This window comes from Paenibacillus sp. PDC88 (assembly GCF_900106725.1).
Taxonomy (GTDB): Bacteria; Bacillota; Bacilli; order Paenibacillales; family Paenibacillaceae; genus Paenibacillus; species Paenibacillus shunpengii.
Window position 1 is genome coordinate 239425 of the sequence record NZ_FNNT01000005.1, and the last position, 13859, is coordinate 253283.

Sequence of the window (13859 nt, forward strand, 5' to 3'; positions counted from 1 at the left end):
AGAGCTTCATGTTACGGGACAACGAACTGAGCAGGTACATATGGGCTATCCAATAATCCTATATTTACACCTTAACTCGCGTTTCCCCTGCGAACAGTATAACCATACCAGCAAGCGGGGACGCAAATGGCATTTATCTGGCCGCGAGAAAGCCGGAAAATGCTTTTTCTATGTACGATGACTTCAAGTACGATTCTCTAGCCCGAAAATTCACGATGTAGATGCAGCGAAATTCACAGCAGGATGATCTTACTTTTTTAATGCTTTACTCCATTTATCACTATCATAAGAAAGCGAGGGCTCTTCATGCCACAAGTGGTTAATAAACCAAACAATCGTCAGCTTGCCTTTGACGAGATCCGTATTTCCGTATACGCAGACCGTATTCTTGCTGATCTGCCTATGCTTGATAAAGAAAAACTCGTACGTGGTGTAACCTCTAAACTGCGCCGTGACGAAGTATCCAGTGAAGAAATCAGCAATGCCTTCTCCATGTCTGCTCTTGAGCTGGTAACCAAAGAGGAGCCGAACTGGAAATATGCAGCAGCTCGTTCACTGCTCACTTCTCTATATAAAAAAGCGGCTAACAACCGCCGTTATAAAGCATATCCGGAAGAGCCGTACGGTGCATTCTATCCACTGATCACGACACTTGTGAAAAAAGGCATCTATCGCGAAGAGCTGCTCGATTGCTATACAAAAGAACAAATTGAAGAACTAGGCGCCACCATTGAAGCCAAAAATGACCTACTGTTTGATTACATCGGTCTCTTGACGCTGGCAGAGCGTTATCTTGCGAACGACTTTGACGGCAGAGTTATGGAGCTTCCGCAGGAGCGCTACATGGTTATCGCGATGTACCTCATGCACAAAGAGCCAGAAGACAGACGTCTTGAGCTCGTTAAGGAAGCTTACTGGGCGATGAGTAATCTCTATATGACAGCAGCTACCCCAACGATGTCCAATGCAGGTAAGAAGGTAGCCGGCCAGCTGTCCAGCTGCTTCATTGATACGGTTGACGACTCGCTGGAAGGAATCTTCGATTCCAATACGGATGTAGCACGTCTCAGCAAAATGGGCGGCGGCATCGGCGTATATCTCGGAAAAGTACGTTCCAGAGGCTCCGATATCCGTGGACATAAGAACACAAGCTCCGGCGTTATCCCTTGGATTCGCCAGCTGAACAACACAGCCGTCAGCGTAGACCAGCTTGGTACGCGTAAAGGTGCGATTGCGGTATACCTTGATGTTTTCCATAAAGACATCCTGGCATTCCTGGATCTTAAGCTGAACAATGGTGACGAGCGCATGCGTGCCCATGACATTTTCCACGGCATCTGCCTGCCGGACTTGTTCCTTGAGCGTGTAGAGAGCCGCGGCGAATGGAATCTGTTCGATCCGCATGAAGTGAAGAAAGTGATGGGCTGGAAGGATGAGAATGGCCGTGCTCTGGGTCTTGAAGACTTCTATGATGAAGAATTCGGCAAAGGCACTTTCCGTGAAAGATACGAGGAAGCGACCAATCATCCGGACCTGTCCCGCATCACGGTACAAGCGATTGATATCATGAAGCGTGTCATGAAATCACAACTGGAAACAGGCACACCGTACATGTTCTACCGTGATACGGTAAACCGTGCGAACCCGAATCGTCACAAAGGAATGATCTACTCTTCCAACCTGTGTACAGAAATTATGCAGAATCAGTCTGCTACAACGATTGAGCAGGAAGAGCTTGTGACCAAGGACGGCGAGACCCGCATCATCATTACCAAGAAGCCGGGCGATTTTGTTGTCTGCAACCTGAACTCGATCCATCTTGCACGCGCTGTACCACATGGTGTTCTGGATCGTCTGGTTCCGATTCAAATGCGTATGCTCGATAATGTCATTGACATTAATAATATTGAAGTTCTTCAAGCACAATATACGAACAGCCAGTACCGTGCTGTCGGTCTTGGTACCTTCGGTCTTCATCACCTGCTTGCGCTTGAGGGTATTCGCTGGGAATCCGAAGAAGCAGTAACCTACAATGACAACCTGTATGAGAAGATCAGCTATATTGCCATTAAATCCAGTATGGAGCTGGCAAAGGAAAAAGGAAGATTCCCTAAATTTGCGGGATCTGATTGGGAGAACGGTAACTACTTCGCATCCCGCGGCTACACGGACGGAAGCCGTGAAGGCAAATTTGTCAGCACAGCACAGTGGAATGAGCTTGCAGCAGAAGTAAGTGAACATGGTGTACGCAACGGATGGATGATGGCGATCGCACCAAACGCATCGACTTCGATCATTGCCGGTTCCACAGCAAGTATTGACCCGCTGTATGAGCTACTGTCTTATGAAGAGAAGACAACTTACAAGATTGCGAATCCAGCACCGGATCTGTCCGAGAAGACGATTTGGTATTACAAGACTGCATTTAATATCGATCAGCACGCTTCCATTGATATGGCTGCTGCGCGTCAGCGTCACATTGACCAGGCACAGAGCTTTAACTTGTACGTGCGCCCTGATATCCGTGCAAAAGATTTCCTTGATCTTCACCTGCATGCTTGGAAGGCGGGCATCAAGTCCACTTACTACGTACGCAGCCGTGCGCTTACGATTGAGAACGAATGTGAATCATGTGAATCTTAAGGAGGCAACACCCGAATGAATGAGCAAAAGATCTTCAACACTGAGGCACCAAATAAATCTACCCGTATCATTAACGGCGAGAACTCCGGGATTCTGAACTGGAACGATATTCGCATGCCTCATATGTATAAACTCTACAAAGTGCTGCTGCTGAATTACTGGATCGCTGACGAAATTCCAATGTCCAAGGATGCTCAGCAGTTCCCGCATCTGGATGCCGAAGAGCAGCGCACATTCAAGATCAATATCGGCCTGCTGGCCGTGCTCGACTCCATGCAGACGATGTTTGTCGGTGACGTCAGAGAATATCTGACCGATTCGTCGCTTGAAGCGATCTCTGCTATTATTGCCCAGCAGGAAGTCGTGCATAATCAGTCTTATTCTTATGTGCTCTCTTCCCTCGTATCCTGGGATGAGCAGAAGGAAATCTTCGAGTACTGGAAGCATGACCCCGTCCTGCTGGAGCGGAATCGATTCATAGCGGATATTTATCAGAACTTCCGTGACGAAGCTACGCCGCAGACATTCTTTGAGGCGCTTGTTGCCGATATGATTCTCGAAGGTATTTTCTTCTATAGCACGTTTGCTTTCTTCTACAATCTGGCACGGGATCAGAAGATGATGGGAACGGCACAGATGATCTCTTACATTCAGCGGGATGAGAACCAGCATTGCTATTTCTTCGCTGAAGTTTACAAGCAGCTGCTGGCTGACTATCCAGAGCTGAATACAAAAGAGAACATGGACTATGTCTATCGTACGATCAACCGTGCAGTAGAGCTCGAAACGAACTGGGCACACTACACACTGCAAAAAGTACGCGGCATCAATCTTCCTGAGCTTGAGGACTACATCAAGTTCACAGCGAACAAGCGTCTTCGCCTGATGGGTATGGACAAAGCGTACGAGGGCGTTGACGTCAACAGTATGCCTTGGATTAAACCGTTCTCTGATGAGGCGTTGAATGCAACGAAGACGGACTTCTTCGAAGCCAAATCCCGTAACTACGGTAAAGTTGGTGATGATAACGGATTTGACGATCTGTAAGATCATCTGTCTTCTATCAAGCGATAAATCATTTAACGGATAAACTATTAACGATATCAAAAAGCGATCTTCCGTCTCGGCGGGAAGATCGCTTTTTTGGGTGCAGTTAGTTGAATCGGAATATCAGGCGTGAACCTCTACACTTGCTTGATGCTTGTCGAGGAAGTCGGCCATCGCTGTATATACAAGAATTTCGTTCGCCTTACGAGAGAAGCCATGGCCCTCATCTTCCAGAACAATATATTCGACCTCTGTCCCCTGCTCCTTCAGCGCCGCAACAATCTGATCTGATTCAGCCTGTACTACGCGCGGATCATTCGCTCCCTGGATGACGAGCATCGGCTTCACCATCTGCTTCAGGTAAGTAATCGGTGAATCCTTGATCAGTCGTTCACGGTCTTTCACCGGATCTCCCAGCCACTGCTCCATCATCGGCTTCCAGGAATCCGGAACCGATTCGATGAAGGTGAATAGATTGGACGGTCCGAAGATGTCTACTGCTGCGCGGAACAGCTCGGGATGACGTCCGGCAAGCAGCAGCGTCATATAGCCGCCATAGCTGCCTCCCACGATAAATAGACGATCTGGTGAGCTTATACCCTGTTCAAACAGCCATTCGATACCTGCTACGCAGTCCAATCGAGGACCTTCACCCCAGTCCCCTTCCACCAGCTTGATGAAGGTCGCCCCATATCCTGCACTTCCGCGGAAGTTAGGCGCGAAGATGTTATACCCCCGGGCCAGGAGGAACTGGAACATCGGTCTAAAAAACTTGCCTTCTGAAGCCTGCGGTCCCCCGTGCGGCCAGAAGACCGTATAACCGTTAGCCGTTTCAGGCTTCGCCTTAAACAGCAAGGCCTCAATCTCCATTCCGTCGAAGGAGGTATAACTAACGACATCCGGGTAACACAAATCCTCTTCCGTCAGCCCCACGACGACGTTATTCGTGAGCTGCTCCCACTCCCCATTCACATGGCGGTAAATGTTGAAGGGCTTCACTGCCCCGCGGCCAAGAATGTATACATTTCCCGATTCAGCCACCGATATCTGCTCCACGAAATCAACAGGCAGAGGAACTGACGTATACCCTTCCTCACCGTATGGGACAGCATACATTCGGTTCTCAATTCCCACACTCGTAACCATATACAAAGTCTGAGACTCTTTGTGCCACTCGATGGCTCCAACCTCTTCCTGATCAAAGGCTTGGACCGTTCTCACTTCACCCCTTGAGATGTTGTATTCAGCTGCATAAGAGAATTCCTTCCCTTGGTTGGTCACAAACAGCAGCGTATCGTCATCGATAAAAGTAACACTTCTAATGACTTGCACCTCATCTTCAGGGAGTACGTACTTTACCTCAGTCTCTCCATTCGATTGAATGAGCAAGGACTGATGTGTATTCGAGAACATCTTGAGATAGGCTCTTCGCTTCTCATCCGGGCTGATCGCCGCAAGATAAGTCGGCCGATCTGCTCCTTCATGAAGCAGCTCGTCCTGCCCGGATTCAAGGTCAAGGCATCTGGAATTCAGATACACCGGATTATCCTTGGAGGTGTCATAGTATATTCTTTTCCCATCCTTCGACAGCTTCACGAAATAGAACTTATCGTCTGCTTCACCGGGCACAATCTTAACCGGCTTGCCGCCGCTCGGCTTCAGCAGATACAGATGCAGATTCTCATCACCGTCTTTGTCAAAATCAGCTAATATAAACTCGCCGTTCGGGTCTGTCTTAATAAAGCTTCCTGACTGATTCTCGTATGTAAGCGGATAAGGAAAGCCGCCAGGCAGGTCCATGGCCCACAGGTTCGGCTGACCGTTCAAGTTGCTGTTAAACAATAGCCTGGATTCATCCTTGGTAACCGTAAAATAGCGAATAACACTGGTTTGGAAAAATTGAGCCACGTCGGGGACAGGAAAGTTAATCATTGCGATAAAGCCTCCTTTATATTCGTTTGCTCACTTCCTCTACATCATAATTTACGCACCCTTCACAATCAAGAAACCGGACTAATACAACGAAAAAAGAGGCTCCTGATCATTCAGAAGTCTCTTTCCACGCGAAGTCCTGCTTCAAAAAAACTTGATATGCGGCTTATCTTCCCTATAGTAATTCATTCGGTCCTGCAATGTCCCAGTATGGAACTCAAACATATGCCCATCCGGGTCGAGAAAATATATGGACTGTTGATCTCTTGCATCCCGCTCTCTGCCTGGCAATATCTTGGCATTCACCTCTGCGAGCCGTTGCCGCAGCTCATTCAAATCCTGTTCATCTACGGTAAATGCGATATGTGTATAGGTCGGTATCGTGTAATTGCGCGGGACATTCTCCTGGTTCAATGCAATCCATATTCCGTTCAGGTCAAAGTAGGCAAGCGTACGTCCTTCAAGCAGAATTTTGGCCCCAAATACGGTTTCATAGAACCGGATAGAATGACTCAGATTGGAAACTGAAAAACAAAGATGATTAATACCTTGGATATTCAAGCTATGGCTCACCTCCGTTAAATAGGATACACTCCTATAATACCATATTTAACCATGTCTTATTTCTTGACCCTCTCGCTCACAGAATTCACTTATAAAAAAAGTCCAGCTGACGACGTTCATCAACTGGACTTCTCTATTCATATGCTTATTTCAGACTCTTCTGGGTCTCTCGAAGCTGAATTTCCTCGGTAAATTCCTGGATTCCGGCTTGCAGACGCTCTACCAGGTCTGGAGCAATATCCAGGCCCCCTTGATCATTACGTGCAACCTGTCCATCCACCGTATAAACACCAGCCAAAATATGACGAGCACCGAGCACGGAAAGTACAGGCTTCAGTGCATAATCCATCGTCAGCAGATGCGCCAGGCTCCCTCCAATAAAGAGCGGAAGGATGGTCTTGCCGGCAAGACCCCGTTCCGGAATCAGATCCAGGAATGTCTTGAGTACGCCTGTATATGAAGCCTTGTATACCGGGCTCGCAATAATCACGGCATCTGCTTCAGCAACAATACCGTTCGCCTTCACGATCGGCTCACTCTCAAATTTCGTATGAATCAGGTCTCCTGGCGGGAGCTCAGCAACGTTAATGCGTTCGACTTCAAAACCTGCTTCTCTAAGACTATTTTCTGCAAACTCGATAACAGCATTGATCCGGGAAGTCAGGGAAGGGCTTCCGTTAATGACAGCGATTTTGGCCACGTTATTCACCTCTGATAAGTATTTGAATTTCGTATCTATTGTTAATTCCTACTTATTTTCTTGGTATATTGTAACATGATTCCCCTTTCCGCTGTCAACCTGGGGAACAAGCTGTATTCTGTGTATTACATGTCCTTTGCCACGATCAGTAGATCAATATGCCGTGCATTACGTACCAGATGATGGGCAACGCCTCTTCTCCTGCTTGATCCCATTAATCGATAGCGATGCCTGGACTGGCCTGCAATGATCTGTGTGGCCTTATCCTGGTTTGCCAATTGAATCAGCAGCTCCGGCACCTCACTTCGATCATCTGCCTGAACGATACGGAAGACTCCTCCAAGCCGCTCTGTCATCAATTTCAACTGTTCCAGCCTATGCTCATACTCCTTATGCAAGGAGGTGTCCCGATCCGTAACCTGTACATGATTCACGTACCAGACCGCTTTGAGCCTGTGAGCAATTCGAAACCCTCGCCTGATGAGACGAGCTGCCTCTTCGTGTGCATCTACACAGACATGAATTACCTCTTCCCTGCGCCATGGACCGCGGAGTGAATGGTTTCGCTCCCAGGCTTCCAGTCGTTCATCCACATCATCTGCCAGCTCTCGAAGTGCAAGCTCTCTCAGCGCAATCAGATTGGCCTCTTTGAAAAAATGCTGCAAAGCCTGATCGACCTTTTCCAGAGCATAAATCTTACCCTCACGCATCCGCTTTCTCAGTGCCCTTGGCGCGACATCGACAATCTGTACCTCGTCGGCGAGGTGTAGGATGGAATCCGGCACTGTCTCTCTTACTTTAACCCCGGTGATGTGCTCTACCGTATCATTCAAGCTCTCTAGATGCTGAACATTCATGGTTGAGATGACGGTAATGCCAGCCTCAAGAATTTCAAGGACATCCTCATACCTCTTTCTCAACCGGCTGCCCGGGACATTGGTATGAGCAAGCTCATCCACCAGCACCACATCCGGTGCTTCCCTTAGTATCGCTTCTGTATCCATCTCTGTCAGCTCAGTCCCCCGATAAGCAATTCTCTTCCGTTCGATGAACGGAAGCTGACCTGTCTGTGCCTCTGTCTCCTGGCGTCCATGTGTTTCAAGCAGACCGATCCGGACATCAAGACCGCTGTGCAGAAGCTCATTACCTTCCCGCAGCATGGTGTACGTCTTGCCTACACCCGGAGCAGCCCCAATGTATACTTTGAAGTGTCCTCTGATGCTGTTATTATGCCGTTCCCTTATCTCTACTAGGGAGGAGCTCCCGGCAGTATTCAAGGATTTCGTAGGCAGAATCCGCTCCCCATCATGATCAGCCCGGTCCGCGACCAGAAACAAATCCACATGACGGATCTTGCGAAGCACCTCCTTAACAACGGACCCCTGCCGCAGCTCCTGAAGGAAGCTCTGCTTAGAATGACCCATGACGATGCGTGTCACTCCATTTCTTAAGGCGTAGTCAACGAGCTGATCCGGCAGCATTCGTCTTGAGCGAAGCGGCAGCTCTTCGAATTTGGCCCCAATTTTATCAGCAAGCTGAATCATCGCTTTGCGAAATGCCTCCTCCTCTTTGGTCCGTTTCCGGTCAGGGTCTACAAACGTAACAATTCGCAGATCCCCATTCAGCCTTCTTGCAATTTGCTGTCCTCTACGGATATAGATGGAGCCGTTAAAGTGATACTGTACCGAGACAAGGATCCGTTCTCCCGTGCGGGAAGGCCCGGTATATCCCTGTTCTTCTCGCAGCTTGATCAAGGATTCGCCAACGCCTTCTGCCACCAGCCGCAGGGCAAGCTCACGCAGGACCGAGAGATTCCCCTCCTTCACGACGGAGGAGTGCTGATCAACCCGGAGTTTGTGCTGCTCCACCCTGCTGAGCAGCTTCTCTGGCGTCACATCTACAAGTCTTACTTCATCCGCCATCTCCAGCACATGACCAGGCAGAACCTCCGCCGCTTTGATTCCTGTCAGCTGACTGGCTGTATGCTGAACCCCTTCCAGTTCATAGACATTCACGGTCGTGACCACACTGATCCCATGCTCAAGGAGCCGCTCTACTTCCTCAAGCCGTGTTCTTGCAGGTGCATCTGGACGATTACGGTGGGCAAGCTCATCGACCATGACCCATTCTGGACGACAGCAGAGGATGGCTTCCACGTCCAGATCCTCTGTCTCTGTCCCGCCTCTGCTCCAGATAATTCCAGGAACTCGGTCCAGCCCGTTCATGAGCTGGGATGTCTCAACCCGGTCGGAAGCCGTCATGGATCCGATCACAACATGGACTCCCTGCTCACTTAACGATCGTCCCTCCAGCAGCATATGGTACGTCTTGCCTGTACCACTGGCCGCACCAATCAGGATGTGCAGCCTGCCTCGGCCCTGCTTCTGAATAGCCGCCAATATTTCTTCCGGTGTTTTTCTGCGATAGGTATCGATTCAGCTCCCCTCCTGCTGCCTTTATTGAATTAAAAGCTTCGATTGAAGTTCAAGATTAAGCTCTAGGACATTAACGACAGGCTCTCCCAGGAAGCCGAATTGTCTGTCCTTGGTATGCTGGTCGATCATTTGCATAAGCTCTTCCTCAGAGATGCCGGTTTCAGCACTGATTCGTGGAATCTGTACCCTTGCCGACTCAGGACTAATATGCGGATCAAGTCCCGAGCCTGAATTAGTAATAAGATCTGCGGGCAGCTGGCTTATGGGCACTTCGGGGTTCTCCTTCTGCCACTCTTGTATGGAGGCTTCCATACGAGCAATCAAATCAGGATTTGAAGGAGCATAGTTGCCCGAGCCCGAGCCTGCCGCATTATACTCGATGCTGGATACTCTCCCATGAAAATACGCGGGCTCTGTAAACTGCTGCCCAATTAGCTCTGATCCAATCGGCTCCTGCTCCTCATTGTAGATCAGGCTGCCATTCGCCTGATGCGGCATGGTGAGCTGTGCAATGCCGGTGACCAGCAGATTGTAACCGAGCCCCAGCAGCAGCATCAGCGCAAGGCTTACCCTCAGTGATATCGTCCATACTTGCATATCTGTATCTTCCTCCTATACCCAAATGTGTACAATCAAGTCAATTATTTTGATGCCGATAAACGGAGCAATAACTCCGCCGACACCATAGATCAGCAGATTCTGGCGAAGCAGGCCTGCCGTACTCATTGGTTTATACCGAATCCCCCTCATCGCCAGCGGAATCAGCAGCGGAATAATAATCGCGTTAAATATAAGAGCAGACAGGATGGCAGATGACGGTGAGCCCAGCTTCATGATGTTGAGTGCTTCAAGCTGAGGAATAGCCAGCATGAACATCGCCGGAATAATGGCAAAATACTTGGCGATATCATTCGCGATACTGAACGTCGTCAGCGCTCCGCGTGTCATCAACAGCTGCTTCCCGATCGCGACCACCTCAATAATCTTGGAGGGATCAGAATCAAGATCGACCATATTGGCCGCCTCCTTGGCAGCAACCGTACCACTGTTCATCGCAATCCCTACATCCGCTTGGGCCAACGCCGGTGCGTCATTCGTCCCGTCTCCCGTCATCGCGACGAGCTTGCCTTCCGCCTGCTCTCGTCGAATCACTGCAATCTTATCCTCTGGGGTACTTTCCGCAATGTAATCATCCACCCCGGCCTCTCTGGCGATGGTTGCTGCGGTCAGCGGATTGTCACCTGTACACATGATGGTCTTGATCCCCATCTCACGCATCTGATCAAAGCGCTCCTTCATCCCTGGCTTGACCGTATCCTTCAAATAGATCAGTCCGTAGATTTTACTGTCGACTGCAACCGCGAGCGGAGTTCCCCCGGCCGTTGCAATGGCATCACTGTTCGTATCAAGGTTCGACGGAATGCTGCCACCTTGCTCCTTCACCCATTTTTTAATGGAATCCACTGCGCCCTTTCGTACCCGTCTTCCATCAAGAAGATCCAGCCCACTCATTCTTGTCTCGGCTCTAAAAGGTACAAACTCCCCTTCAGCTGCATTTTCATCCATCGTGATCGACATCTTCTTCATGAGCTCCAGCACCGATCGCCCTTCCGGCGTCTCATCTTTCACTGAGCTGACGGCAGACCAGTACACAAGGGATTGCTGCGTCTCATCTCCAACCGGCACAAACTCACTTGCCATTCGGTTACCATAAGTGATCGTACCCGTCTTATCCAATATAATGGTGCTCACATCCCCTGAAGCTTCCACGGCCTTACCAGACATCGCCAGCACATTAAACTGAGTAACCCGATCCATGCCTGCAATCCCGATAGCAGACAGCAGACCGCCGATGGTTGTCGGAATCAGACAGACCAGCAGAGCGATAAGGATTGGAATCCCCAGCTGGATTCCCAGATAATCCGCATAAAACGGAAGCGTAACAACAACGAGCAGGAAGATAATTGTTAGACTCATCAGTACGGTGTTTAGCGCAATCTCATTCGGTGTCTTCTGTCGCTTGGCACCTTCCACTAGGGAGATCATCCGGTCAAGGAACGACTCTCCCGGATCACTCGTAATCCGGACCTTAATCTGGTCACTGACAACTCTTGTTCCGCCCGTCACCGAGCTGAAATCCCCGCCAGCCTCCTTAATGACTGGTGCCGATTCTCCCGTAATTGCTGATTCATCGACGGAAGCCAGCCCTTCAATCACTTCGCCATCACCCGGTATCAGCTCGCCTTCTCTCACAAATACGACATCGCCTTTACGGAGCTCTGAAGAGGATACCACCTTGATATGATCGCCAGCCACCTTGTTTGCCTTAATGTCCTGCTTGGTCTGCTTCAGGCTGTCGGCCTGTGCTTTCCCCCGCCCTTCAGCAAGCGCCTCGGCAAAATTAGCGAACCAGACCGTGATCAGCAGGATCACCGTGACGGTCAGATTAAATCCCCGTGAACCTTCCGTACCGAGCAGATCCGGAAACAGGGTCAACAGTAACGAGATCACCATACCCACTTCGACGACGAACATGATCGGATTTTGCAGCATCACCTTCGGATTCAATTTATAGACAGCTTCAAGCATCGCTCTCTGCACGAGCTTCTTGTTCAGCATTGATTTCTTTTGTCCCATTGACGAACGTTCCTCCATTCAAATAAGAGCTTCAACTTTTTATGAAAATCATTCCTGCACTATCTGCTCAGCGTCAAATGCTCTGCAATCGGCCCAAGCACCATCGCTGGGAGATAAGTTAGTGCCCCTACAATCAGTACCGTACCAACAAAGACCGCGGCAAACAGATAGGTGTCCGTCCTAAATGTACCTGAGGTCACAGGAATGCTCTTCTTCACAGCCAGTGATCCTACAACCGCGAGCAGCAGCACAATGGAGAGATATCTGCCCAAGTACATGACAATTCCGGTAGAAATGTTCCAGAACGGTGTGGCATCTCCCAAGCCTTCAAATCCGGAGCCATTATTGGCTGCCGATGAAGTGTACTCATACAGGACCTGTGACAGACCATGGTATCCAGGATTTGATATCGTGTCCGCATTGGTGAACAGCGCCAGCGCTGTAGGAGCCAGAATGAGCAGAGGCTGAATCAGCAGGCTGATCGCAATCAGCTTGATTTCTTTGCCCTCCAGCTTCTTGCCGAGAAATTCCGGGGTGCGTCCCACCATAAGACCGGATAAAAAGACAGCAATGAGTGCGTACATGAGCACGTTCAGGAAGCCGGCTCCCATACCGCCGAACACCGTGTTCAGCATCATATTAGCCAAAGTGACCAGTCCGCCAAGCGGTGTCAGTGTATCATGCATCGTGTTGACGGCTCCTGTCTCGGAGGCGGTCGTTACGACCGAATATAGAGAAGACAAGGCCACACCGAAGCGAGCTTCCTTCCCCTCCATGCTGCCGCCTTCCTGCTGAACTCCAACAGCCTCCATTGCAGGATTACCGTTCGTTTCAGCACCGAGTGATACCCCCATCAGCACGAGAAACATAATCGCCATGGAGACGAACAGGACACGTCCCTGCTTCTTGTTTCCCACCATTTTGCCATAAGCGAAGGGCAGGGACACCGGGAACAGAAGCATCAGCACCATCTGCAGCAGGTTCGTAAATACATTAGGATTTTCAAACGGATGAGCCGAGTTTACTCCGAAAAATCCACCGCCGTTATTCCCCACCTGTTTAATGGACAGGAAAGAGCCTACCGGACCTCTTGCAATTTCCTGCACACCACCTTCGAGCGTCGTTACCGCTGCTGTTGCTTTTAACGTCTGTGGAACACCAGCAGCAATAAACAGAATAGCTGATACAAAAGCAACCGGAAGCAATACCCTTGTTATACTTCGAACGACATCCACGAAGAAGTTACCGAGCGGCTTACCCGTAAGTCCTCTAATAAATGCGATCGCGACCGCAAAGGCCGAAGCCGGTGCAGTGAACATCATGAACACAATGGCGATCATCTGTGATAAATAGCTGAGACCGGATTCTCCGCTGTAATGCTGCAGATTCGTATTGGTCATGAAGCTGATCGCCGTATTAAAAGCAAGCGTCGGCTCCATAACCGCTACACCGCTCGGGTTCAGCGGCAGATGAGCCTGTATCCGAAAGATCAGATAGACGAGTACGATCATGACCGTATTACTGATGACAAAGGAAGCTGCGTACTGCTTCCAGGTTTGATTCGTCTCCTTGATGCCGCTGACAGCATAGAGGGGTCTCTCTATCCATCTGAACCACGGATCGATCCGGGTTGGTTCATAACGAAATGCACTTGCAATATATAGACCTGCAGGACGAGCCAGCAGGAGCACGACCGCTAGGGTCACACAGACGGAAATAACGGTTAACATATCGACTTATCAGCCTCCTGGTAGTTATCATTAGCTCATTGTTAGTCGAATTAATTTCTTAATTCGGTTTCAAAATTTCTCTGGGTTAAGCAGTGCGTAGACCAAATAAATGAATACAGCAGCTGCAATAGCGAGCAGCACCCACATCATTTTTGTTCGCTCCCTTCCGAA

At 49.5% G+C, this 13859-nt stretch carries 10 protein-coding genes; 2 read left to right on the forward strand and 8 right to left on the reverse strand.

Annotated elements, in window-relative coordinates:
- Window positions 1–306 precede the first annotated feature (306 nt).
- Complete coding sequence (locus tag BLW49_RS17010; protein ID WP_090725732.1) at window positions 307–2643, forward strand: ribonucleoside-diphosphate reductase subunit alpha; 2337 nt, start codon at window positions 307–309, stop codon at window positions 2641–2643.
- A 15-nt stretch (window positions 2644–2658) separates the two neighbouring features.
- A complete protein-coding gene (locus BLW49_RS17015) occupies window positions 2659–3690 on the forward strand; it encodes a ribonucleotide-diphosphate reductase subunit beta (RefSeq protein ID WP_076314804.1) in 1032 nt (343 codons plus the stop codon).
- Between the two features lie 123 nt (window positions 3691–3813).
- On the opposite strand, the gene BLW49_RS17020 is transcribed toward BLW49_RS17015, so the two are convergent.
- The 8 genes from BLW49_RS17020 to kdpF form a co-directional block, all read right to left on the reverse strand.
- Window positions 3814–5622 (reverse strand): S9 family peptidase, encoded by a 1809-nt coding sequence (locus BLW49_RS17020; protein ID WP_090725734.1) that lies wholly within the window; start codon window positions 5620–5622, stop codon window positions 3814–3816.
- 144 nt (window positions 5623–5766) lie between these two features.
- A complete protein-coding gene (fosB, locus tag BLW49_RS17025) occupies window positions 5767–6183 on the reverse strand; it encodes a metallothiol transferase FosB (RefSeq protein WP_076314806.1) in 417 nt (138 codons plus the stop codon).
- Between the two features lie 148 nt (window positions 6184–6331).
- Window positions 6332–6886: an NADPH-dependent FMN reductase gene (gene ssuE / locus BLW49_RS17030; protein WP_090725737.1), complete on the reverse strand. Its 555-nt coding sequence runs from the start codon at window positions 6884–6886 to the stop codon at window positions 6332–6334.
- Window positions 6887–7011: 125 nt separating this feature from the next.
- Entirely contained in the window at window positions 7012–9321 is a 2310-nt protein-coding gene (locus BLW49_RS17035) for a universal stress protein (protein ID WP_090725739.1), read from the reverse strand.
- Between the two features lie 21 nt (window positions 9322–9342).
- Window positions 9343–9918 carry a potassium-transporting ATPase subunit KdpC gene (kdpC, locus tag BLW49_RS17040; RefSeq protein ID WP_090725740.1) on the reverse strand — a complete coding sequence of 192 codons (576 nt, stop codon included), beginning with the start codon at window positions 9916–9918 and terminating at the stop codon, window positions 9343–9345.
- Window positions 9919–9933: 15 nt separating this feature from the next.
- Entirely contained in the window at window positions 9934–11958 is a 2025-nt protein-coding gene (gene kdpB, locus BLW49_RS17045) for a potassium-transporting ATPase subunit KdpB (protein WP_090725742.1), read from the reverse strand.
- Between the two features lie 59 nt (window positions 11959–12017).
- Window positions 12018–13688, reverse strand: coding sequence for a potassium-transporting ATPase subunit KdpA (gene kdpA / locus BLW49_RS17050; protein ID WP_090725744.1), 1671 nt, complete (start codon window positions 13686–13688; stop codon window positions 12018–12020).
- 69 nt (window positions 13689–13757) lie between these two features.
- Window positions 13758–13838 (reverse strand): K(+)-transporting ATPase subunit F, encoded by an 81-nt coding sequence (gene kdpF, locus BLW49_RS29495; RefSeq protein WP_076314812.1) that lies wholly within the window; start codon window positions 13836–13838, stop codon window positions 13758–13760.
- Window positions 13839–13859: the final 21 nt, after the last annotated feature.

What these genes read in the sequence shown, in the direction of transcription:
- BLW49_RS17020 (WP_090725734.1), bottom strand. Translation starts at nt 5,622, where the DNA reads ATGATTAACTTTCCTGTCCCCGACGTGGCTCAATTTTTCCAAACCAGT.
- kdpC (WP_090725740.1), bottom strand. Translation starts at nt 9,918, where the DNA reads ATGCAAGTATGGACGATATCACTGAGGGTAAGCCTTGCGCTGATGCTG.
- BLW49_RS17010 (WP_090725732.1), top strand. Translation starts at nt 307, where the DNA reads ATGCCACAAGTGGTTAATAAACCAAACAATCGTCAGCTTGCCTTTGAC.
- kdpF (WP_076314812.1), bottom strand. Translation starts at nt 13,838, where the DNA reads ATGATGTGGGTGCTGCTCGCTATTGCAGCTGCTGTATTCATTTATTTG.
- BLW49_RS17015 (WP_076314804.1), top strand. Translation starts at nt 2,659, where the DNA reads ATGAATGAGCAAAAGATCTTCAACACTGAGGCACCAAATAAATCTACC.
- kdpB (WP_090725742.1), bottom strand. Translation starts at nt 11,958, where the DNA reads ATGGGACAAAAGAAATCAATGCTGAACAAGAAGCTCGTGCAGAGAGCG.
- kdpA (WP_090725744.1), bottom strand. Translation starts at nt 13,688, where the DNA reads ATGTTAACCGTTATTTCCGTCTGTGTGACCCTAGCGGTCGTGCTCCTG.